Source organism: Brachyspira hampsonii (assembly GCF_002214805.1).
In the GTDB taxonomy this organism is placed as follows: Bacteria; Spirochaetota; Brachyspiria; order Brachyspirales; family Brachyspiraceae; genus Brachyspira; species Brachyspira hampsonii.
On record NZ_CP019914.1, the window covers coordinates 2,984,084 to 3,007,456 of the forward strand.

Here is a 23,373-nt window from a genome sequence, read left to right on the forward strand (position 1 = left end):
ATAAATGTATTAAAATGTTTACAAACAATATAGGAATTATTTATGTTAAAGTACAAAACTATAAATTTTAATAAATCTGCCACAATATTTATAGAAGGTCAGGAGCCTAAATATACTTTTTATATAATAAAAAAAGGAAAAGTAGTAGTATACAGTTATTTCGCTGATAATTATACTGTAGAATATAAAGAAGGTGAAATTATAGGATTATTCAATGCCGTTTTAAATGAACCTTACTTTTCTACAGTAAAGGCATTAGAAGATACAGAAGTAATAGAAATGAATATCAATGAAATAGAAAAAATTAATAATATAAGCCTTATAAATAAAATATATGATTATCTTATTATTAATATAGAAAGATGGCTTAATAGATATTATTATTTTTTGCATAAGGAAAACAATCCGTATTACAGCAGACATAATAAATCTTCAAACTTTGATATTATGGAAATGTGCAAAATATATATTAATAATGGATTTTATGATGCTTCATATAAATTGTACAAAAAATATATTGAACTTAATCCTAACGATGAAGAAAGAAAAGAAGAGCTTAATAATTTATATAAAAATTTAAAACCAATAGAAGAACCTGAAAATATAGAAGCAAACATCTATAAATATAAAAAAGGCTATTGTTTATATACAGAACTTCAAAGTAAAGATTATCTATATGTGATAAAATATGGAAAAATTGGCGTATATAATATATTTGATTCCAAACAAGTAACTAGAAGGGTATTGGCTACAGATGATGTGCTTAACGGATACACCCCTATTTCCAAAAATAGTAAATATCTTTCAACTACAGCTATAGTTTTGGAAGATTCTATTTTACAATTAATAAAAAAAGAAGATGCTATGAGTTTGGTGCAGTCTGATAGAAATTTAAGATTATATTTTGTAAAAATGATGAGTATGAGAATATACGGAACAATTTCTAGAATAAGATCTTTTAATGCTAATAAGATTGTAAGTAAATTTGTAATAATAATAGAAGCATTAATAAAAGCAGAACTCTTATTCAAAAATATAAATAAAATAAAATTCCAATACAATATAAATGATATCTGTTCTATGATAGGAGTTGAATATAAAAATAATATAGAAGATGAAATATTAAAAATCAAGTCATTAGAGATATCAGAAGAAGGTTATTTAATGGTAAATGATATAGAAAGTTTCTATAAAGAATATGAAATATATAAACAGAGAAATACACATAGAATAGAAAATGATTAAATAATAAAATGAGCTAAATATTCTATATTGCCTTTAGCCCCTTTTATAGGCGAAACTGTTCTATTGACTTCTTTAAATCCTATTTCTATTATTCTTGAAATAGCATTATTTAATATTTTTTCTCTAAGAACATCATCTCTTATTATACCGCCTTTAGAAACATCTCCTCTTTCAGCTTCAAATTGAGGCTTTATCAAAGTTACCCAGAATTCCAAATTATTTAATTCTTTAAATATAATAGGGGCTATTTTTGATATTGATATAAAAGAAACATCACTTACCACTATAGATGGAATCTCATCATTAAACATTTCTCTTTTTATATCTTTGGCATTAAAATCTTCTATGGATATTACTCTATTATCATTACGAAGTTTATAAACCAGCTGATTATGTCCTACATCAAGAGCATAAACCTTTTTAGCACCATGCTTAAGCAGACAATCTGTAAAACCGCCTGTAGAAGCTCCAATATCTAAACATATTTTATTTTCTACAGATATACCAAATTCTATAAAGGCTTTTTCCAACTTTTCTCCGGCTCTTGATACATATTTTATATTCTGTACAACTTCTATATTATCAGTATCTTTTATTTTATGAGCCTTAGAAGTTACCTTAACTCCATTAACAAATACACAGCCGGCAAGTATTATATCCTGTGCCTTAGATCTGCTTTCTGTATAGCCTTTACTATGCACATATTCATCTAATCTCATTTATATGAATATTATAATCCGATAAAAGATTTTATTATATAAAGAGAGTTTTTTTCTTTATCTCTAGTATTAACTTTTAAAAGCATCTGAGTATGATTACTTTCCAATATATTTGAAGTTAGATAAACAGATTCAAAAGTTTCAGTATATTCATCTCCAATACCATATAATGATAAATTAGCATTAAGCTCCAAATATAAAGCCATAGTATTACTTTTAGCTATATTAATTTTATCTGCAGATAATGCTGCTGCTGGCTTCTCATCATTAATTATTGAATCTATAACATTAGAATTATCAGAAATATATAATATAGAATCTTTTATATAGCATGAATAACCGCCGATTGTATAAATATCATCAGTAACATCTTCAGCAAATGCCTGTAATATTACTTTAACTGTATCAGTATCAGTTATAGAAACAGAAATCAATGAAGCAGGAGATTCATCAACATTTGCATTAGGATCATCCCAAACAGATACAAATATATCGCCTCCCAAAAGTTCTACAAGTTTATAAGCATCTATTCCATTATCTTCTAATATTTTTAATTCTTCGCTGATAGGAAGATTTTTTAAATCTCCCATAATATTTTTAAGATAAGCAGACAATTCTTTACTATTAAATGCTAATGATAAGAATCCGTAATTATTTTCACCATTAACAAATGAATATATATTATCAGCTAATTCTTTTTTAAGTAATGAACTATCATAAGGATAATTAGGAGTATAGCTGTCAAGAAGAATCTGAGCATCACCATTATTGAAATTTATTTTTGTAGTAATGATAGCACCTTTGTAAGCATCTTTAGGTATTCCGTCATAGCTTCTTCCGAATAAAAACTTAGCAAAATCAGAGTTTTCATCAGCTAATATTGATAAATTAGCCCAAATATAAGAATCATTAGTTTCATTTTCTAAAGCTAAGAATTTTTCATCTTCTAAAGGAGTATTATTAATAAATACATAATTGGCTATATTAGTAATATCATCTTTATTTAATTCTTCATTGTACCAATAATTATCTTTAAGTTTTAAAGTAACAGAAAATATTTCTTTATTCCATGAAATCAAATTATATTCATCTAATGCTAAATATCTGTAAGCAGCATTTTCAGCAACTGAAACTAATTTATCTTCCTGACTAGCCATTTTTATCATAAGTTTATCTAACTCAGTAATGTCTTTAACATCAAAAAGTAATGTCATTTGCTGATATCCATTAAAAAAAACAATTCTTGAAGTTTTAGAAAAATCTATATAATCATTTAATCTATTAGTCATAACCTCAGCAACAAATGCATCATCTCTGTATTCTAAATATCTGTCGGCATATTTCTGCATAAAAAATCTATTGAAAATATCCTGCAGATTAATTTCTCCTTTTTCTGCCATAGTTCCAGAGTTAATAGAAAATACACTATCAACATTATTTGGTATGTATTTTTTATCTACAGCATAAGTAAAAGTGCTTAATGTCAATAAAAATAAAAAGATAAAGGATGCTACTCTGTACATTAACTATCTCCTTAAAAGTGAGTTACAAAAAAGAATATATTTTATATTATATGAGACTATAATTAAAAGTCAAGTATTTATTTACATACAATTTTTATATAAAAAAAATACTATAATTTCATGTAAAAAAATCTTGCAATTAAAAATAAAATATTTATAATCATAAAATATTCTATTCAATAATATTAGGACATAATATATGAGATACTTGATATTGCACGGTCATTTCTATCAGCCGCCGAGAGAAAATCCTTTTTTAGGTGAAATACAAAAAGAAGCAAGTGCAGCACCTGCACATGATTGGAATGAGAGAATAACAAATGAATGTTATAGTCCTAATGCATATTCAAGAATATTAGACGGGTATGGAAGAATTACAGATATGTCTAATAACTATGAATATATAAGTTTCAATTTCGGACCTACGCTTATAGATTACATAGCAAAAACAAGAAAAGATTTATTAGCAAGAATAATAGAAGCTGATAAAAAAAGTATAGAAAGGGTTGGGTACGGAAATGCAATTGCACAAGTTTATAATCATATAATACTTCCTCTGGCAAAGAAAGAAGATATGAGAGTGCAGATAAAATGGGGGTTATATAATTTTGAAAAATACTTCGGAAGAAAATCAAGCGGTATATGGCTTTCTGAAACTGCTATAAATTTAGATGTAGTTGATGCTTTATATGACTGCGGAGTAAAATTTACAATACTTTCACCATATCAGGCACACTATGTAAAAAATATAACAACATTAGATGTATCCGGAGGAAAAATAGACACTTCAAAACCATATTGGTTATACGGACATAATGGTAAAAGAATTATTGTATTCTTTTATGATCCTTATATCTCTCAGGCTATAGCTTTTGAGCATTTGCTTACTTCGTCTGATAAACTTGCTGAAAGAATAAGAAATGCTTACGGCGAAAGAAAACTTGTAAATATAGCAACTGACGGTGAAAGTTATGGGCATCATGAGCCTTTTGCTGATATGTGTTTGGCAAGGTATTTTAAAGAGAATGTTCATTATGATAATATTACACCTACTAATTATGAACATTATTTAAATATGTATCCTCCTACAGAAGAGGTAATACTTCATGAAGGCACAGGTGCAAGAGGTACTTCTTGGAGCTGCTCACATGGTGTAGAAAGGTGGAGAAGTAACTGCGGCTGCGGCGGTTGGGACGGACTTGACTTATCTTGGAGAGGTCCTTTAAGAGATGCTTTTGATATACTTAGAAAAATGCAGGATAAGTTATTCAAAACATTTTTAAACTTTACTGATGAAACTAGAAACTCTTTGAGAGAAGAATATGTACGGGCTATATATAATGATTTAGATGCTAGAGATTTATATGAAATATGCAGCAAATATATATCATTCAAAGAATTCGTATTTTTAATGGAATCTTATAAATATTCATTATTCTCATATACATCTTGCGGCTGGTTCTTTGAAGATGTATCAAGACTAGAACCTATAAAAAATATGCAGTATGCTGAACAGTCTTTCCATTATGCCAGATTGTTAGTAAAAGATAAAAATCTTGACTTTGTTAATGAAGCTCATGAAGAGTTCCTAAAAACATTGGAGAAATCTATAAGCAATAAACCTGAACATCATAGTGCCAGATATTTCTATGAGAAAGAAGCAAAAGTTGATGTGTTTGCAAAACTTTATGTTATTAATTATTTCATATTTAACCTTATAGCAAGCGAATATAGAGATATAAATATAAATATTTTTAAGCATGAAATAAAATCAACTAAAATAGAAAAAAATATTATAGAAGGTATATTAATAGATAATATAGCTGCAGATATATATTTTAGAGTTAATACATCAAGTGAAAATCATGAATTCAAAAATCAAATTCAAATATCAGAATATCATGATAAGTTAGATAACTCTTCTATTTATACAATGTATTTAAGGGATTTAAATTCAGATATAAGAGATAAATTGGCTGACAGTTTATTTGAAAGTGATATGAAAAAATTAGATCATTTAATGCATGAAATATATCCTGAATATAGAAAACTTTTTACATACTTTAATTTAAATAGTATTACTCCTGATTATGATTACAGAAGAATAATGGGTGCTATGGCATCTCCTATACTTAGAGAAAAAATCATAGATAGAGGAAGAGATGCTTATGATGAGGTATCAGAAAATTTAAAAGATGCGAGAAGTGCAGGAATATTTATATCAAACAGCGGAATATCCAGCTTAATCGGAGATAATATAAAAAATGCTTTGAATACATTATATGAAACCGGAAATCCTGAAACAATATATGATGTACTTAAAGATGTTAAATTTTTATCAAATAATGACATGCCTATAGATAGAAATACATTTGAAAATATATTTTATAAGATAATCTTAAAATATAAAAATACGGATATACAATTTAATGATAATGAAAAAGCATCATTTAAAGAATTAGGATATTGGCTTAATTTCAATATGGATAATATATAATAATATTATTGCTAAAAAATAGACTTTCGTATATTATGACTGTACTTGCTTCTTACCAGCACTTTATATAACATACTCATTATGTATGAGGATTACAGAATAAATAACTAGCTGCCATAGAGCAGAACTTTGTGTGCTTCGTATGACAACTATAAATAAAGTTAATTATGAAATAAGTTCATTTATTTTGTATTAAACATTTATCTTAAATACTTATGATATTCATTTAAATCCAAATTATCAGCATTAGCCTGATATATGCAATATGGATTTTCTACTTTTAAGCCTAAATATTTAAAACTTGTTGTTATAGGCGATAGTATAGTATTAATACCAAACTCTAAAGAATCATAAAAAGATTTTTCTCCTCCTGCAGTAGTAATTATTTGAAAAGTTTTGCCTTCTAAACATTTGCTTTCACTTCCATAAAGTATATCAGTTAAAACAGTATCCTCCCATTCTTTTAATAGGCTTGGTGTACTGAACCAAAATAATGGAAATTGAAATATTATTTTTTCATGTTCTTTTAATAAAGATATTTCTGACTTTATATTGTCCTTACTTATTTTATTATCTTTATATGTTTCATTTAAATTATGAATTTTTATATCTTTAAAATCTTTTACTGATTCTATTAATTTACGATTAACTTTAGAATCATTCCAATAGGTATGTGAAAAAATGAGAAGTGTTTTCATTTTCTTTTTCTCCTTTGATGTATTAATTTTTATTATATTATTTTTTAAATATTATTATTTTTTCTAATTTTTATTTTTGGTAAATAGTAGCTTATAAATATAAATAAACCCATTATAGATAAATAATCCATAAAGAAAAGTATTACAGGCTCTTCATAATTAAAAAAGGCAAACTCTACAAGCAAAAACATTTTGTTATATAATTCTCTTTTTATAAATGAAATAATACCATATACAGCAATTAATGAAGCTATTATTAATGCTATTTGTTTTTTTATATTGATAAACTTCTTACTCATATTGATAAACATACCCCAATGCATTCCCAAATGTGCCGACATAAATATAAATCCCCAAGAGTTTGAAATCATATGAAGGCGTCTTGTAAACATTCCGCTGTTATGAATATTCAAAAATCCTAACACCCTTTGAGAAAATAGTATTCCGCTTATCATTAATCCTATCATACATAAAAAAAGCATAGTATTAATGAATGTACTTAAAACCCTATTAAAACTATATTTTCCTTTAGGCAAGTTTTTATACCAATTAAAATTAAGTATATGATGAAGTATAAAAAATATAAATAGAAGAAAACCCAAATATTCATGTACGGTATCTCCAGTGAAATGATATGCCATCAAAATAAAAAATAGTAAAGTCATTATTATGTCTACGATTATTTTTATTATTTTTTTATTCATATGTATTTTTACTCCTTTATATTACCTTAATTATATTCATCATAATTTTTTAATAATCCAACTTTCTAAGCCAATCTAAAACCTTATTTTTTGATGTTTTTACCTCTGGTCTGTATATTCCTATAGGCTCTAATACTTTGCAGTCATCTGGAAGTAAGTTCTTCAAATCTCTTATAGTTCTTGAAAGTCCTCCTGTTCCATGAGTACAAAATGGTATTATAGTTTTTCCAGATAAATCATAGCTTTCAACGAATGTGAAAATAGCCATAGGGCAAGTATACCACCAATTAGGAAAACCCAAAAATATAATATCATAATCATCTATATTGTTAACTCTTTGAATAAGTCTTGGTCTTTCATTATTATCCCTTTCTTTTCTAGCTTGATTAAGACATTCATCATAATCGCTTGAATATTTATTTTCTGTTTTTATACTAAATAAATCTCCTCCTGTTTCTTCCTGTATCCAGCTAGAAATTAATGCAGCATTGCCCGGAGGAAGCACGCTTGCAGAAGTTTCAGCATCTGGATCTATAGATGAAGTATTTTCTACTATAGTATTGTCTGCCCAAGTAAAATATGCTATTAATATTTTTGAATTGCTTTGAGTATAGTTAATGTTAACATAATTGTTTTTATAATTATTTGTATTTTCTATATTAGAAGTATTATTATTTCTGCATGATATTATGATTAATAAAAGTAAAAATATTAAATTTTTCATATAACCTCCTATTATTTTTTTAATAGCCTATCCATTTTTTATTATAACAGGCGTATGCAAAAAGATTATTAACAATCTTAAAAATATTATTTATTATTTGATAATTCTCCGTACCACCAAGAAGCTGTTACACCTCCGTCCATAAGAAAATCACTTCCAGAAATAAAAGAGCCTCTATCACTCATTAAAAGCTCAGCCACATTTGCTACATCATCTGGAGTTCCTGCTCTTTTTGAAGGACAAAGTTCAAGCATTTTTCTGTAGCTTTCTCCTCTTGGTCCGTTTAATTCATCATTGGCTAAAGGTGTAATTATTATACCGGGGCTTATTGAATTTAATCTTGCTCCTCTTTTACCCCAATTTCCAGATTCATACATTACCCTTAAACAATTGCATCTTTTTGATAATTGATATGCCTTTAAAGTGTCTGTTGCTTTATCAAGTATAGGTAAAGATAATAACTTTTCAGTAGGAGTAGTTGCAAGTATTTTATTTTCTTCATCTGTTAAAGAACCTAAACGGTAGCCAGATTGTGAAGATATTGTTATACCGCTTCCTCCTTCTTCTACCACTTTTCCAAACTCTTCAAGAAGTACGGCTGTTCCGTATAAATCAACTTTTAAAATATCCTCAATAGATGCTTGAGACGGCGAAACTCCTGCAGCATTAACAAAATATTTTATTTTTCCAAAACTTTTTGCAAAATTAATAAGTTTTAATATAGATTCTCTTGAAGAAATATCTGTTTCATATACAGAAGTTTGAAATCCTGCATTATATAATATTTGAGATTCTCTTTCAGCATTTTTTATATTTAAATCTGAAAGTACTATATGTTTTCCTATTCCCATTCTTCTGGCTATTGCAATCCCTATAGAACCAGAGCCTGTTAAAACAAATACATCTTTTTTATTGTTCATTTTTATTCTCCTTAATTATTTATTTTTAAATTTCTTATCCAAGACTTTATTCTGCCGTCCTCGTATTGTATATTAGAAGAGTCTAATGCCAAGCCGTTTAATATATTGGCATTTTTTATCATGTTTCTAATAGTATTATATGATCTTCCAGCACCGTATCCGTCATGAGTACAAAATGGTATTATAGTTTTTGATGACAAATTATAATCTCTAATGAATGAACGCACAGCCATTGGCACATCAGTTGCCCATACAGGATATCCTATAAAAATAGTATCATATTTGTTTATATCAATATTTAACGGCTTTATTTTAGGAAAATAATTGTTACGCATCTCTTCATGATTTTTATCAACTAAATCGTCAAAGTTGTCAGTGTATTTATCAACTGTTTCTATTAATCTAATATCAGCATTTAATTCATTTTTTATTATATTAGCAGCATATTCTGTAGTTCCCACTCTGTTATTATTTGCTACAATGCTTGCTGAAGTTGAGGCGTCTATATTATCTTTAAACAAAGTGTTTCCTACTCTTGAAAAATAAACAATCAAAATTTTTGAATTCTGTGCATACCCTATGCATGTAAATACTAGAAAAATCATTATAATAATATATTTTTTCATGCACACTCCTTTTTATAATAAAATTGATTTCTATATTTTATAAATGTATTGTCAGCTTTTTTGATTCAACTTCGTCAAATTTGCGACAATTGAAGGCATAGCAGCATGACTAGTAAAAACAAATATAAAATACATTTTTAACAAACTTAAAAATTGTCAGTATATACTAAAAGTTATATCTGCTCTTCTTTCTCCGCTGTTATATAAATCATGAAAAATACTTAAATCTGATGTAACTTTTCCAATTGGTATAACTTCCATAGTAAGATTGGGATTAGATGACTGTGAGTAGAATATTGCAAGCGAATTATTTCTGGCACAGTATGTTATATCGCCGTTTTGGAAATTTAATTGTCCTTTTGTTATATTTTTTGGTCTGTATTCTATTGAGCCGTAATATTCTCTATTGCCGTAGCTTACCATAGAAACAGTAATTGGAAATATATTCATTATCTCTTTTGATAGTTCTGTATCATAAATAACTCCTTCCAATACTTGATTGTTTACAGTAATTTTTATTTTTGTATTCTCTTGAGCATTACACAAACTAAAAAATATAAAAAAGATAATTATACTAATTTTTTTCATAATATATAAACTCCGTAATTAATTTTATTATTAGACTTGTTTAAAAACTACTTGATAACATTAAATATGAAATTATTTAATTTTTTAAATTAAAAATATGATGTTTTACATGTTGTATAAACTATTATTTTAGTATATAAATTTGCAGTCTTTCGCGACTGCGGGCTGTGCCTGCTTCTTTGGGTCACCACCGAGTAGGTGCCTATTCGGCAAAAGAAGTGGGGTTTTGCGTAAGCACACAGAACTGTCACGCTGTGTACTTCGTAAGGGCAAAGCCCCAACTATAATTAAAAAAATATTAAATTAAAAAACTATAAATACTAAGAAGTCAAGTTTTGAAACAAGTCTATTATTTACTTTTTACTTGCTTTCAATTAGAAAATATTTACTAATTTATCAACTGAAAGCAAGTTTATAATTTTTATAGTATATTTATATTTTGAAGCCATGTTCTTATATTATTTTCTGAGCTATTAACACTTCTTCCAGATATACTTAGATGGTTTAATATATCAGAGTTAGGGCATAAAGTTTTTATATCATTTAAACTTCTTCCCATACCGCCGCCGCCATGTGTGCATAAAGGAGCTATTTTTTTACCGCTAAAATTATGAGTTTGTAGTAGTTGTTTTACTGCCTGAGGAATAGTTCCCCACCAATTAGGATAACATAATATTACAGTGTCATAGTTAGACAAATTATTAATATTAGCACTTAATCTAGGTAAAACATTATTATTTAGTTCATCTCTTGCCTGATTTATAGTGGCATTATAATCAGTAGGGTAGCTTTCTGCAGTTTTTACTTCAAACATATCTGCCTGAGTCATATTCTTTATCATATTGGCAGCTGTTCTTGTGTTTCCTCCCCAAGAGAAATACACTATTAAAGTTTTTGAGCTTTGAGCGTATAAACCTCCTATTAATAATGTGCTTGAAAGAAGTAATGATACTAATATTGTTTTGATAATTTTTCTCATATTTAAACTCTCCTTTTAATTAATTTTTTCATTAGCTTTTATAAAAAATGTATACTTATTTTGTATTTTTTATTTATGTTATTATCAATGAATATAATTAATATAATTTTTATTTATTTTTATTGTATATTGTTAATTACAGTTATAGCATTCAATGTTCTTGGGTATCCTATATAAGGAAGGCATTGAGTTACAGCTTCTATCATCATGTCTTTTGTGTTTCCCATAGCTATATTAGCATTGGCATGTGCTGTAGCCTGAGGTTCAGCTCCGCCTAAAGATATTATCATTATGAATGTTAAAAGCTCTCTTGTTTTTAAATCCAAACCTGTTCTTGTATAAAAATCTCCGAAACAGTTAGCTGATAAATAGTTCTGAATATGTTTTTGATTTGGAGCCGCATTTGAATGAGCAGTGAGTATTGCATTTCCAAATATGCTTATCTGAGTTTCTAATCCTTTATCAAATCTTGTTTCTTCTGTAACAGTTGATTGAGATTCTATAGGAAGTGATATATTTTTTGCTTTAAAAACTTCATTTGCTTTTTCTAATGCCGCAAATACCCTTGGAAAACCTACATAAGGCGAACATTGATATAGTGCCTCTTTTATCTCTATAGGTGTAACTCCAACATTCAAAGCTATTTCTACATGATCTTTTATAAAGTCAGTGCCTTGCGAAGCTGTTAGAGAAACCAATGTTACAAGCTCTCTTGATTTTGCATCCAATGAGCCATGATTATAAACTTCGCCGTATAAAAAGTTATTGAATATGCTTTCTAATTCTTCATCATTAGCTTTTGTAGAAGCTGCATCTCTTTTAAATAATTCATTATATTTAGTGCTTGCTTTTTCTGTCATAGTTAGATTTCCTCCGCTATTATTAATATTATTATTTGCCTGACAAGATAATATTGTCATTAATAGGAATATTGATAAACTTAATTTTAACATTTTTTTCATCTAATAATCTCCTTTATATTAATATTTCATATTTAATAATTGTTTTATAAACTTTTCATCTTCATTAAGAAATATTATATTTTTATTATTGTCTAAAGTTTTTATAAGATTCATATCATTATCATCTAATATAAAATCAAATATTTTAGAGTTTTCTATTATTCTATCTTTATTAACACTTTTTGGTATAATAGGTATATTTCTTTGAGTTAGCCATCTTAAAATAACTTGAGCTGCAGTTTTATTATATTTTTTTCCTATGCTTTTTAATATTTCATTATTGAAAATATTATTACTGCCTTCTGCTAAAGGAGCCCAAGATTCTAATGTGATATTATACTCTTTCATTAATTCTTGATCTCCCCATCTTTGGAAGAATGGATGTGTTTCTATTTGATTAATAGCAGGCATTATTTTATGATTATATACAAAATCAATTAATCTTTCTTTATAGAAGTTGCAAACTCCTATGGCTTTTATATATCCAGATTCGTATAATTCTTCCATTGATTTCCAAGCGGAATAATAATTACCAAAAGGCATATGGAGCAAATATAAATCTAAATAATCTAATCCCAATTTTTCCATAGATATTTGAAACGCTTTTTTTGCTTTATCATAATCTGCATCTTGTATCCATAATTTAGTAGTTATAAACATTTCTTTTCTATCTATACCACTTTCTTTTATAGCATCTCCTACCGCTTTTTCATTCATATATATAGATGCTGTATCTATATGTCTGTAGCCAGCTTCAATAGCATAAAGACATGCTTTTTTGCATTCTTCGTAATTGTCTATTTTGTATACCCCAAATCCAAGAATAGGCATTTCAACACCATTATTCAATTTTATATTATTCATAATCTCTCCATTTTTTAATTATACCTATTTTATTTTTTTATTTTATCATTAGAGTTTACTCCAATGTCAATAGCAAAATTATAATTTTTTATTTAATTCTAATAAACTTATAATTTTTAATTTGCTTTCTCTATACGAATTTCAAAATCTCCTTTCATATTTGAGAGTTTTGATATATCAGAAATATTTTCAAATCTACCCAAATAAATTAAATTATTTGAATATCTGAAATTTTTATAAAATATAGCCAAATTACCCCAAGGAGCATAATAAGTTATATCACCAGCTTTTGGGGTTATTCCGTCTGGTTCATTTTGAGTATTTAGTTTTTTACTCAAATATGATATTTTCTCTGTACCATTAAAATCTTCAATTTTCAAATTCATAGGCAGAAGTGATAAAAAATCATTTCCAGCATTTGAATTTGTTATTAAAGCATAAATCTCATTATTATTAAATGTTAATTTTACTTTTGTATTTTGTGTAAAAGCATTCATTGTAAATATACTCAATATAAGTAATATAAAAGCAATAGTATTTTTCATAAATAAATCTCTATTATAAAAATATTTTTATTAATGTATTATTGATTAGTGTAGCTGTAATATTCTTCATCAGTAACATGTTCCATCCAAGTAACATTGTTGCCGTTTGAATCACCTGTTATGGCAACATGTTTCATTGGTGAATTTGGAGAAGCTCCATGCCAATGTTTAATATTTGAAGGGCAGTATAAAATATCTCCAGCTCTAAACTCCTGAATAGGTTTTCCTTCTTCCTGAGTAAGTCCTATACCTTCAACAACTATTAAATGTTGTCCAGCTGGGTGGGTATGCCATGCACTTCTTGCACCCGGCTGAAATGTAACATAAGCTACTGAGAATTTAGATGTTTCATTAGGAGCCGTTATACTTTCAACTTCAACATCTCCTGTAAAATAGTCTGCTGAACCTTTAGATTTTTGACCTTCGCCGTTTTTTATCAATACTGTTCCTTCTGGTGATTTTGCATATTCATAAATGTTTAAAGCATCTTTATTTCCTGCATTACATGATGCAGCAGTAAATATTATTGATAAAGTAAAAGTAATTAGTAAATATTTTTTCATTTTCTCTCCTTATTTGTAAAAATGTTTTATGATTATAGCATTAGAGTTCACTCCAATGTCAATATAGAATTATCATAAATTAAATTTTTTATGATTTAAAATATCATTTAATATTTTTTATTTAATTAAAAAAATCTTTTTCTTCTAGTTTTTTATTGAGCTTATCTAATTTTATTTTTAAATCATTAAAATGTCTTTGCATTTCATCTCTTTCATTAATTAGTATTGACTTTCTTTCATTTATTGTATTTTGTCCTTTTTTGTATAGCTTAATATATTTTATAATGGAGTCTATTGATATGCCTAAATCACGCATTGATTTTGAGAACTCTATACATTTTAAGTTATATTCATTATAGTTTCTAATACCGCTTTTGCTTCTTCCTATTTCAGGTATTACTCCTATTTTTTCGTAGTATCTTAAAGTGTCTTTAGTTAATCCTGTTAATTGGCTTACTTCTGATATAGTCATGATGTACTCCTTATTCTTAATTATGAGCTTATTTTAATGTATTAATCCTAATATATCAAATACTTATATCTTATAATTAGTTATAATAAAAAAGTATTACTAAATATTGCTATTTATGATATGATAAGCAAAAATTATAATTGGAATAGTTATGGATATAAAATCATTAAAATATTTTTTAACTTCAGCCAGAGAGGGAAGCATTACAAAAGCTGCTAATTCTCTCAATCTTACTCAGCCAAATCTATCAAGGCAGATAAATAATTTAGAAAAAGAAATAGGCAAAAAACTTTTTATAAGAAGCAATTATAGTATCAAACTTACAGCCGACGGAGTGCTTTTAAAAAAGAGAGCCGAAGAGATAATTGATTTAATGGAAAAAACTAAAATGGAGTTTAAGTCTTCTGAAGATTTAGTATCAGGAGACATTTATATAGGAAGCGGAGAAACATATTATATGCATATCATAGCTGATATAATAAAAGATATAAGAAAATCATATCCGAACATAATATATCATATTCATAGCGGAATATATTCTGATATTACAGAAAAATTAGACAGAGGGCTTGCTGATTTTGGGTTATTAATAGGAAGTTTTGATGAAGCTAAATACGATTATATAAAAATGCCTCATAAAGAGTTATATGGTTTATTAATGAGAAAAGATTCTCATTTATCCAAAAAGAAATTTATAACTAAAGAAGATTTATTAAATATTCCAATAATATGTCCTAAAAGATTTTTTAATAATAAATCAAAAAGCAATAAATTTTATGAGTGGATTGGTGAAGATATTGATAAATTAAATATAGTTTTAACTTATAATCTTATTTATAATGCGGCTATTATAGTTGAAGAGGGTATAGGATATGCTATTACTATGGATAAACTTGTAAATACAGTAAGTGAAAGTGAATTATGTTTTATACCTTTAAAACCAAAATTATATGTAACTTCAAGTATTATATGGAAGAAAAATCAAGTATTTTCCAAAGCCTCAAAAATCTTTTTAGAAGAATTAAAAAATAAGTTATGATTTTAATAATACTTACTTTAAGAAAATTAGATTACAAAATTAGTTATTGTATTATTTAATTTTTTATTAGCAAATAATTCTTTATATGGCAAGCCTAAGTTTAATAATATTTAATTAATTTAGTTTTAAAAGATATTTATCATTTATATATATTTTATTTACTTACAAATTATATTCTGATTGTAATATTATGTTAACTATATTTCTATATGTGATTATTATAATTAATTATCCATTTTATCATAATAAATTTTTAATTAACTTTTTTATAAAAACTCTAAAAAATCATTTGACATTGGAGTATACTCTAATGCTATAATACTTCCAAAATTAGTAAAACAAAATGAGGTGTTATAAAAAATGAGTAAAAGAGTATTAATAATATCATCCAGTCCAAGAAAAGGAGGAAATTCTGATACATTATGCGATGAATTTTTAAGAGGTGCTGAAGAATCCGGACATAAGGCTGAAAAGATATTTTTAAAAGATAAAAATATCGGTTATTGCGAAGACTGCGGAACTTGTTATAAAAATAATAAGCCTTGCGTACAAAAAGATGATATGAAAGATATATTGGATAAAATACTTGAATCTGATGTAATAGTAATGGCTTCACCTGTATACTTCTATACAATGAATGCTCAAATGAAAACATTTATAGACAGATGTGTTAGCAAATATTTAGAAATTAAAAATAAAGATTTTTATTTTATTGTATCGGCAGCTACAGAAAATGAAAAAGAAATGCTCAGAACCATTGACGGATTCAGAGGATTTTTAGATTGTTTGGAAGATGTAAGAGAGAAAGGAATGATATTGGCGTATGGTGTTTGGAATAAAGGAGAAATTAAAGATAAAAAATTTATGCAGGAAGCATACAATATGGGATTAAATGTTTGATTATTTAATTAAAAAATAATTAAATAAATCTTTTGAGGACTGTAAAGTGAGTGATATAATTTATTCTGATTTTAATAATAATATGAAAACTAATTATATGTTTTCTAATAAATATCTTATAAAATTATTTGTTCCTCTTATTATAGAGGTATTTTTAGAATATTTAGTTGGGCTTATAGATTCTTTGATGGTTGCTAGTGTAGGGGAGTCTGCTGTATCCGCTGTATTTTTAGTTGATTTTGTAATAGCATTTCTTATAAGTATATTTGCTGCTATTTCTGCAGGAGGGGCTGTTGCAGGCGGACAATATATAGGGGCTAAGAATATAGAAAAAGCAGATGATTCTATTAATCAGCTTATAAGATTTTTATTATTATTTTCTATGGCTGTAACATTAATTATATATTTATTTAAAGATTCATTATTTGGAGCATTATTCGGAAGTATTACCGATGAAGTTAGAAATGAGGCAAATATTTATATGCTGATAGCAGCAGCTTCAATACCATTTTTAGCTATTTATAATGGCGGAGCTTCCATGTTCAGAACTATGGGAAATTCAAAAATATCAATGAAGATTATGATATCTATGAATATATTAAATGTTATAGGAAATGCTGTTTTAATTTATATATTTAAAATGGGCATAGCAGGGGCGGCAATATCTACATTGATTAGCAGAATAGGTTCAGCATTGATAATTATAATTTTGGGATTAAATAAAAATAATCTTATATATATAAAAAATAAAATCATATATAAAATGGATATTCAAACTATAAAAAGGATATTATCTGTAGGAATACCTTATGGTATAGAAAACGGAATGTTTTATTTGGGAAGATTATTGATACTTAGTTTAATATCTACATTTGGTACAGCATCAATAGCGGCAAATTCTGTTTCTACTCTTATCGCTAGTTTAGAGGTTCTTCCGGGTATGGCTATAGGCTTGGGACTTACAACTGTTATATCTCAATGCGTAGGTGCCGGCGATTATAATCAAACCAAATATTATACCAAAAAAATAATAGCTATTATTTATGTATCTCAAACTATAACTAGTGCTGTTATGCTTGCAATTTTGCCTATAATACTTAATATATATCATTTATCCGCTGAGGCTACGGGATATACTTATAAATTATCATGGTATCATGCTATTATGATGATTATATGGCCATTAGGATACTCTTTGCCCGTGGTATTCAGAGCTTCAGGAGATGCTAAGTTTCCTATGATAGTTGCTTCAGTTTCAATGGTGTTATGCAGAATAGTATTAGCTTATGTATTTGCATTATATTTTAAAATGGGTATGGTTGGCACTTGGATAGCAATGTTCTTTGATTGGATAGTAAAGGCTGTAATATTTACATTCAGATATTTAAGCGGTAAATGGATAAAGTTTCAATATAATTGATTTAAAACTACAGGTATGTATGCTATACCTGTAGTCAAAAAAACTTTATGCCAAAAATTATTTTAATTTTATAAGTTTCAAATCAACTGCTATCATAAACACACAAGGTAAAAATATCAATGTTATTAATGTTGAGAATATAAGTCCATAAGCTAAACTCATAACTATAGGTACTATCAAATCAGCATCTCCTCCTATACCATAAACTGTAGGCATCAATCCTCCAACTGTAGTTACTGTAGTTAAAAATATTGGAAGAAGTCTTTGAGTAGCTCCTTCTACTATTGAGTCGAATGCAAACTTTTTAGGATTACTCAATGCTTCTGTATCAGTTTTTCCAGATTCTATTATTTTGTTTATCAAGTCTATCATTATGATGCCGTCATTAACAAGTACACCGCATAACCCTACAATACCTATAAAACCTATAAATGACATAGGCATACCATGAACATAAAATGCTATGAATACCCCTGTTAATGTAAATGGTATTAAAAACATTATCATTAAAGGCTGAGCAAATTTTTTGAATTGAAGTAATAATATTAAGTATATTAAAACTATTGCTATCAATAATGTAACTGCAAGTCCGTCTAAAGCTCCTACTGTTTGATCGGCTTCTCCTCCGAAACCTATTATAACACCGGGATATCTTTGACTTATATCTTTAAATTTATTTTGTACAGCAAACATTACTTGTATAGATGTGTTTTGTCCCTGAACTAGATCTGCATTGATAGTAATACATCTTTGTCCGTTATAATGCCTAATAGAAGATACTCCATTTGTTTCAGTTATACTTGCAACATTTTTTAAATAAAGCAGTCTGTTGTAAGTGTTTGGTATTACAAGATTATTAAGTACATTCGTATCATATATATAATCTCTGTCAAGCTGAACTCTAAAGTCTAATTTATAATCAAGTTCCTGTATTGAAGTTGCAACTGCACCGCTGTATGCTGTTCTAAGTTCATTAGCAACATTTGCAACATTCATACCTAATTTAGCTATTTCATCATAATCAAATAATACTCTTAATTCATTCTTACCAGACTTATCATCATCATAATAGTTTATGACTCCATTAAGACTAAGCAAATATGCTTTTACCTCATCTCTCACTTTTCTAGTCTGATTTAAATCATTCCCTACAATTTTTATATCTACAGCTTTTCCAGGATCCATAGGAAGTTTAACTGATACCATCAAAGCATCTAATTCTTCTCTTAAACTTGTTTTTTCTAATTCTCTGTTTATATTATCCATTATATCATAAGCTGTTTTTTTTCTTTCTGTAGACGGTATAAGATAAACTGTAATTCCTGCAAGATTTGCTGATTCTTCTGAAATATCAACTATATTTTGATTAACCTGTTTTCCAACAATGCTATTAACTGCTATTAAGTTTTCAGCATCAACAGACTTATATATAACATTTTCTATTTGCTCAACATACTTCATAGTGTTCTTTATAGAGTTTCCTATTCCTGAATCAATATTTATCATTATACTGTCAGAACTTGTATCGTATATAAGTATAAATTTCTGCAAACTATCTTTAGCTAAAAAGAATGAAAATATTAAAAGAACTATAAAAAATAAAACTACTAAATATCTGAATTTCAATAAAATTTTTAATGCCTTATTAAAAGGATTTTTCATAGCATTGAATAATTTTTCTTTATCAAAATCTAATGGATTTTTTATTTTTTTTAGGAAATTAAATTTAGAATTTTTTTTAGTTTTATCCTGTAAATTATTAGGTAGAATAAATATAGCCTGAAATAAACTTGCAATCAAAGCTACAACCACCACTTTAGGAAAAGGTGCTATAAGTTTACCTACAACATCTTTAGTAAGAAGCATAGGCATAAAGGCCACAACAGTAGTCATAGTAGCAACCATTATAGGGCTTACAACATCTTTTACAGCCTCTACAGTACCATCAAGTCCTGTCTTACCAGCCTTTTGGAAATCGTATATATTTTCACATACTACAATGCTGTTATCAACAACCATTCCTATAACTGTAATTATTCCTGCAAGTGATATTATATTAAAAGTTAAATCAGAAAAATGTATGTATGAGAAAGTGATAAATATTACAACTATCATTCCTATGCTTGTAAATAATGCACTTTTGAAATCTAAGAATATTAAAAGAACTATCAATATTATAATGAAACCAAATATTAAATTACTAGTTGCAACATTAGTAAGAGCTAACACCATTCTTGAAGTTTCTCCAATAGTTGTAACTTCGATATTTTCAGGTATTAAATTTTGATTATTTTTAAGAAAAGCATTTATATTTTCTGTAGTTTTTACTATATCAGCATTTTCTTTTTTTAATATGCTTAATGAATATCCTTCTAGGCTGTTTATTCTTACATATATAGATTTTTCAACAAAACCGCTGTTTACCTTTGCCAAATCCTGTATCCTTACTCTCTGCCCATTGAAAGTAGATCTTACAACAACATTAGTAGCCTCTGAAGGATTTTCAAATTGTCCCATTGTTACTATTGTTTTTTCTTCTTCATTTTCTTCTAAATCCATATAAATAGGCTTTTTTAAATCTCCGCTTGTAGCCCTTATATTTCTTGCAGAAAGTGAATTGACTATATCAGTAAGAGAAATATAATATTCCTGCAGTTTTTTAGGATCAGCGAGTATTTTTACTTCAGGGTCTGTTCTTCCCTGCACCCTTATATCCGCAACACCATCAACATATTTTAATTTTCTTTCAAGTTCTTTACTGAAGTCGTATAAAACTTTTTCATCTCCTTCAAATCCTTTTTTAAAATGCACTCCTATATTATATATGGATGTAAGTTTTGGATTTATATCAGTTATTTCTATAGTTTCAACTTCAGCAGCCATGTCTGGTACATTCTGCATTTTTCTAAATATATCATCTTTAGCTTTGCTTGTATCAATTTCCATATCTAACTGCACGAATATAATAGCAGCATTTTCTGTTATTATTGAAGTAAATTCATCTATTCCTGATATAGTTCTTAATTGATCTTCTATTTGTATAACAGCATTTTGTTCTACATCTAACGGCGAAGCTCCCGGATAAACAACTTGTAAAATCATTAATTCTAAATCGGTTGATGGGAAAGATTCTTTGTCTATGTTATAGTATGAATATAGACCTATCATAATAGAAACGAATATTATGATATTTACAAGCATTCTGTTATTTGCAAAAAAGTATATTAGATTTTTCATTATCCTATAATTCCATGTTATATATTATATACTATAGTATATCAAATTTTATTATGAATTTATACTTTTATAGAAAAAATTACTAATAAATAATATTAATTATAAAGATATTTGACATGTAGACCTAAATAAGACTATTTTTATAGACATAAATATCATATTGTTGTTTATTATAAAATTAATTTACATTTTTTATTAAAATATTTGTAATTATAAATATAAATAGTTTACATTTTATTATATTATAATATAATATATAAAGGTCTATTAATATTTTTAATTTACCAAAATCTAGGACATTTTATATGAAAAGCAGTTCAAATAAAAATAATGCCAGAGTAAAAAAAACAAAAAAATTGCTTGAAGATTCTCTTGGTGTTTTATTAGAAGAAAAACCTTTTGAGGACATAAGAGTAATTGATATTTGTGCTAAAGCTAATATGCATAGAAGTACTTTTTACACTTACTATAATGATAAATACGAATTATTAAAATCTAAATTAGATGAATACGAGGCTAAATTTTTAGAAGATTTGAAAAGGTATAAAATAGCAAATAAATTAAAAGATTCGCATGTAGATATAATGGAAAAAATACTGCAGTATTTTTATTTAAATAGAAAATATTTGAAAATAATATTTCAGAATAATAAGGACGGAAGTGTTACAAATATTTTAAGAGAATATTTAGCTTCTTATGTAATAGAAGGTATAAAAGATTTTAAGACCATTCGCCCCGACAAAGAGAATGTTATAAGAGTTATGGTTAGTTTTTATTCTGGGGCATTTATATCCGTTCTTACAGATTGGATACTTAATGATTGTTTTATATCTGTAGAAGAATTGGCTTCTTATATATCAGATATTATTATGCAAAGAGTTTTTTCTGAATAAAATTATTTTTATAGTCAAATTTTTTTATTCTTAATTATATATTTCCGATAATATATTAAAAACATATTTTACATTTGTATTTTTTATTTGATTTATATATAGTAGGAGAAAAAATATGAAGAGAATAATTTTGTTTGTATCTTTATTCGTTTTTTCATTTAATTTTTTAAATGCACAAAACATAACAAAAGAAAGTGATTATTCTAAAAATTGGGCTAGTTTTATTTTTAGAAAAACTATAGATATGAAAGGGGCTTTATATGAAGGAAGACCCGGCGGAGATTTAGAATTGGTTTCAGGAAGATCGCCTCTTTTTCTTGTGAAAATTTATAAATTTATGGGTGCAAGATCAGATCAGCATGCTTATTATACTCATCAGGTGCCTATATCAATGTTTTATGATAATGCTCCGGCTTTGGGTGTAAATTTAGTTGAGGGCTATTCTATAGAAGGCGGAAAAATAATGAGATATTCAAAATATATAAAAAGCTATCAAGGTAAGTTAGATTCTTGGAAAAAAGCCAACTCTACTTTTACAAATGAAAGATGGGTAGCAAATGCAGATGCCGATTGGGGTTCTTATCCTGTACCTCAGCCGGAAGATGTTAACTGGGCTGACGGAGAGTATGCAGGAGAGTTATATTAAAAAATATAATGTCATATATTTCTATTATATTAGTTATATTATTAGTTTTGACTGTTTTATTTTTTATTAATAATAATACCATTGTATCTTATGATAATGCTTGGATTAAGTTAGTAAAAAATAGAGTAGTGAAGGAAGAAGATAGATATTACACTTTTAAAGAAGATGGTGTGCTCATTATAAATAAAAAGAAGGTATTAAATTTTATTCATGCCAAGCATGATAATATGGCAGTTTACAGCAATACAGATTATTTAAATAAATTCATGCTTGTTTTTTCCGGATATCCATCTATAAAGGTAACCTTTATGGAAGGATATATAGTTGAAAATAACAAATTGTATTATACCTATGCATATAAATCATCTTATTATACTAAACTCAATAAATGGATGAAGCTTAATGGAGTTTTTGAAGATAAAGAAAATTGGGCTGCCAAAAAAAATGTTAAATGGAATACTTTTCCTTGTCCTCAGTCATCAGATATAAATTGGGAAAAAAAAGCTATGATAGGAATTTTATCATAAGAGTCAATTTTTTTAAAATAAATATTACAATTCTATCAATATATTGTTATATATGTAAGTATATTGAATATTTTTTTTATTT

At 26.9% G+C, this 23,373-nt stretch carries 23 protein-coding genes; 8 read left to right on the forward strand and 15 right to left on the reverse strand.

Features of this window, described 5'->3' with window-relative positions; genetic code table 11:
- The first annotated feature begins 42 nt into the window (after nucleotides 1-42).
- Nucleotides 43-1,245: a cyclic nucleotide-binding domain-containing protein gene (locus tag BHAMNSH16_RS13265; RefSeq protein ID WP_069731829.1), complete on the forward strand. Its 1,203-nt coding sequence runs from the start codon at nucleotides 43-45 to the stop codon at nucleotides 1,243-1,245.
- On the opposite strand, the gene BHAMNSH16_RS13270 is transcribed toward BHAMNSH16_RS13265, so the two are convergent.
- Together BHAMNSH16_RS13270 and BHAMNSH16_RS13275 are read right to left on the reverse strand one after the other, a co-directional pair.
- The gene (locus BHAMNSH16_RS13270; protein ID WP_008731477.1) at nucleotides 1,242-1,964 is read right to left on the reverse strand and encodes a TlyA family RNA methyltransferase; all 723 of its coding nucleotides are present in this window, start codon (nucleotides 1,962-1,964) and stop codon (nucleotides 1,242-1,244) included. The genes BHAMNSH16_RS13265 and BHAMNSH16_RS13270 overlap by 4 nt on opposite strands.
- A gap of 11 nt (nucleotides 1,965-1,975) precedes the next feature.
- The gene (locus BHAMNSH16_RS13275) at nucleotides 1,976-3,487 is read right to left on the reverse strand and encodes a hypothetical protein (RefSeq protein ID WP_008731479.1); all 1,512 of its coding nucleotides are present in this window, start codon (nucleotides 3,485-3,487) and stop codon (nucleotides 1,976-1,978) included.
- 199 nt (nucleotides 3,488-3,686) lie between these two features.
- On the opposite strand from BHAMNSH16_RS13275, the gene BHAMNSH16_RS13280 reads away from it, so the two are divergent.
- On the forward strand, nucleotides 3,687-5,984 hold the full coding sequence (locus tag BHAMNSH16_RS13280) for a DUF3536 domain-containing protein (RefSeq protein WP_008731481.1): 2,298 nt from the start codon (nucleotides 3,687-3,689) through the stop codon (nucleotides 5,982-5,984).
- 200 nt (nucleotides 5,985-6,184) lie between these two features.
- Here the strand turns inward: BHAMNSH16_RS13280 and BHAMNSH16_RS13285 are convergent, their stop codons facing one another.
- From BHAMNSH16_RS13285 to BHAMNSH16_RS13340, 12 genes are all read right to left on the reverse strand, one after another.
- Complete coding sequence (locus BHAMNSH16_RS13285) at nucleotides 6,185-6,682, reverse strand: NAD(P)H-dependent oxidoreductase (RefSeq protein ID WP_008731482.1); 498 nt, start codon at nucleotides 6,680-6,682, stop codon at nucleotides 6,185-6,187.
- Nucleotides 6,683-6,726: 44 nt separating this feature from the next.
- Nucleotides 6,727-7,386, reverse strand: coding sequence for a DUF4405 domain-containing protein (locus BHAMNSH16_RS13290; RefSeq protein ID WP_008731483.1), 660 nt, complete (start codon nucleotides 7,384-7,386; stop codon nucleotides 6,727-6,729).
- 49 nt (nucleotides 7,387-7,435) lie between these two features.
- A complete protein-coding gene (locus BHAMNSH16_RS13295; RefSeq protein ID WP_008731484.1) occupies nucleotides 7,436-8,110 on the reverse strand; it encodes a flavodoxin in 675 nt (224 codons plus the stop codon).
- 86 nt (nucleotides 8,111-8,196) lie between these two features.
- Nucleotides 8,197-9,030 carry an SDR family oxidoreductase gene (locus tag BHAMNSH16_RS13300; protein ID WP_008731485.1) on the reverse strand — a complete coding sequence of 278 codons (834 nt, stop codon included), beginning with the start codon at nucleotides 9,028-9,030 and terminating at the stop codon, nucleotides 8,197-8,199.
- Between the two features lie 11 nt (nucleotides 9,031-9,041).
- Nucleotides 9,042-9,656 carry a flavodoxin gene (locus BHAMNSH16_RS13305; protein WP_008731486.1) on the reverse strand — a complete coding sequence of 205 codons (615 nt, stop codon included), beginning with the start codon at nucleotides 9,654-9,656 and terminating at the stop codon, nucleotides 9,042-9,044.
- A 156-nt stretch (nucleotides 9,657-9,812) separates the two neighbouring features.
- Nucleotides 9,813-10,244 (reverse strand): cyclophilin-like fold protein, encoded by a 432-nt coding sequence (locus tag BHAMNSH16_RS13310; protein WP_008731487.1) that lies wholly within the window; start codon nucleotides 10,242-10,244, stop codon nucleotides 9,813-9,815.
- A 421-nt stretch (nucleotides 10,245-10,665) separates the two neighbouring features.
- The gene (locus tag BHAMNSH16_RS13315) at nucleotides 10,666-11,223 is read right to left on the reverse strand and encodes a flavodoxin (protein ID WP_008731490.1); all 558 of its coding nucleotides are present in this window, start codon (nucleotides 11,221-11,223) and stop codon (nucleotides 10,666-10,668) included.
- Nucleotides 11,224-11,342: 119 nt separating this feature from the next.
- The gene (locus BHAMNSH16_RS13320) at nucleotides 11,343-12,185 is read right to left on the reverse strand and encodes a carboxymuconolactone decarboxylase family protein (RefSeq protein ID WP_008731492.1); all 843 of its coding nucleotides are present in this window, start codon (nucleotides 12,183-12,185) and stop codon (nucleotides 11,343-11,345) included.
- An 18-nt stretch (nucleotides 12,186-12,203) separates the two neighbouring features.
- On the reverse strand, nucleotides 12,204-13,049 hold the full coding sequence (locus BHAMNSH16_RS13325; protein ID WP_008731493.1) for an aldo/keto reductase: 846 nt from the start codon (nucleotides 13,047-13,049) through the stop codon (nucleotides 12,204-12,206).
- Nucleotides 13,050-13,165: 116 nt separating this feature from the next.
- Nucleotides 13,166-13,594, reverse strand: coding sequence for a cyclophilin-like fold protein (locus BHAMNSH16_RS13330; RefSeq protein ID WP_008731494.1), 429 nt, complete (start codon nucleotides 13,592-13,594; stop codon nucleotides 13,166-13,168).
- Between the two features lie 38 nt (nucleotides 13,595-13,632).
- Nucleotides 13,633-14,157, reverse strand: coding sequence for a (R)-mandelonitrile lyase (locus tag BHAMNSH16_RS13335; RefSeq protein ID WP_083250062.1), 525 nt, complete (start codon nucleotides 14,155-14,157; stop codon nucleotides 13,633-13,635).
- A 121-nt stretch (nucleotides 14,158-14,278) separates the two neighbouring features.
- Nucleotides 14,279-14,629, reverse strand: a complete 351-nt coding sequence (locus BHAMNSH16_RS13340; RefSeq protein ID WP_008731497.1) for a MerR family transcriptional regulator — start codon at nucleotides 14,627-14,629, stop codon at nucleotides 14,279-14,281.
- A 151-nt stretch (nucleotides 14,630-14,780) separates the two neighbouring features.
- Between BHAMNSH16_RS13340 and BHAMNSH16_RS13345 the strand changes: the two genes are divergently transcribed.
- The 3 genes from BHAMNSH16_RS13345 (at nucleotide 14,781) to BHAMNSH16_RS13355 (ending at nucleotide 17,988) form a co-directional block, all read left to right on the forward strand.
- Nucleotides 14,781-15,668 carry a LysR family transcriptional regulator gene (locus BHAMNSH16_RS13345; protein WP_069731828.1) on the forward strand — a complete coding sequence of 296 codons (888 nt, stop codon included), beginning with the start codon at nucleotides 14,781-14,783 and terminating at the stop codon, nucleotides 15,666-15,668.
- A 360-nt stretch (nucleotides 15,669-16,028) separates the two neighbouring features.
- Nucleotides 16,029-16,568 (forward strand): flavodoxin family protein, encoded by a 540-nt coding sequence (locus tag BHAMNSH16_RS13350; protein ID WP_008726884.1) that lies wholly within the window; start codon nucleotides 16,029-16,031, stop codon nucleotides 16,566-16,568.
- Nucleotides 16,569-16,614: 46 nt separating this feature from the next.
- Nucleotides 16,615-17,988, forward strand: coding sequence for an MATE family efflux transporter (locus BHAMNSH16_RS13355; protein WP_008726885.1), 1,374 nt, complete (start codon nucleotides 16,615-16,617; stop codon nucleotides 17,986-17,988).
- Nucleotides 17,989-18,045: 57 nt separating this feature from the next.
- On the opposite strand, the gene BHAMNSH16_RS13360 is transcribed toward BHAMNSH16_RS13355, so the two are convergent.
- Complete coding sequence (locus BHAMNSH16_RS13360; RefSeq protein ID WP_008726886.1) at nucleotides 18,046-21,225, reverse strand: efflux RND transporter permease subunit; 3,180 nt, start codon at nucleotides 21,223-21,225, stop codon at nucleotides 18,046-18,048.
- A 305-nt stretch (nucleotides 21,226-21,530) separates the two neighbouring features.
- Here BHAMNSH16_RS13360 and BHAMNSH16_RS13365 point away from each other — a divergent pair, with 305 nt between their 5' ends.
- The 3 genes from BHAMNSH16_RS13365 to BHAMNSH16_RS13375 all read left to right on the forward strand — a co-directional run bounded on the left by BHAMNSH16_RS13365 (nucleotide 21,531) and on the right by BHAMNSH16_RS13375 (nucleotide 23,291).
- Entirely contained in the window at nucleotides 21,531-22,118 is a 588-nt protein-coding gene (locus tag BHAMNSH16_RS13365; RefSeq protein ID WP_069731827.1) for a TetR/AcrR family transcriptional regulator C-terminal domain-containing protein, read from the forward strand.
- Nucleotides 22,119-22,233: 115 nt separating this feature from the next.
- Complete coding sequence (locus tag BHAMNSH16_RS13370) at nucleotides 22,234-22,764, forward strand: hypothetical protein (RefSeq protein WP_069731826.1); 531 nt, start codon at nucleotides 22,234-22,236, stop codon at nucleotides 22,762-22,764.
- An 8-nt stretch (nucleotides 22,765-22,772) separates the two neighbouring features.
- Nucleotides 22,773-23,291, forward strand: a complete 519-nt coding sequence (locus tag BHAMNSH16_RS13375; RefSeq protein ID WP_069731825.1) for a hypothetical protein — start codon at nucleotides 22,773-22,775, stop codon at nucleotides 23,289-23,291.
- The last annotated feature ends 82 nt before the right edge of the window (nucleotides 23,292-23,373 follow it).